Source organism: Streptomyces doebereineriae, from assembly GCF_031845645.1.
Classification (GTDB): domain Bacteria; phylum Actinomycetota; class Actinomycetes; order Streptomycetales; family Streptomycetaceae; genus Streptomyces; species Streptomyces canus.
Window position 1 is genome coordinate 1 of record NZ_JAVREZ010000487.1, and the last position, 412, is coordinate 412.

Annotated in this window: 1 pseudogene; it reads left to right on the forward strand. The window is 63.1% G+C overall.

The features are described from left to right. Positions 1–412, forward strand: a pseudogene (locus RNB18_RS52895) (cytochrome P450); the annotation flags it as partial.

Sequence of the window (412 nt, forward strand, 5' to 3'; positions counted from 1 at the left end):
AGCTGATCTTCGACCCGTACGACTATGACTTCCACGAGGATCCGTACCCGTACTACAAGCGGTTGCGTGACGAGGCCCCGATCTATCACAACGAAGAGCTCAAGTTCTGGGCGCTGTCCCGGCACAAGGACGTGGTCGCCGGCTTCCGCAACAGCGTCACACTGTCCAACAAGCACGGTGTGTCCCTCGACCCGATCTCGCGCAACGACGAAGCACATCGCGTCATGTCGTTCCTGGCCCTCGACGATCCGGGCCACCTGCGGCTGCGCACGCTGGTGTCCAAGGGTTTCACCCCGCGGCGCATCCGCGAACTGGAGGGCCGGGTCACCGAGATCGCCCACCAGCATCTGGACGCGGCCCTGCAGAGCACCACTTTCGACTATGTCGACGACTTCGCGGGCAAGCTGCCGAT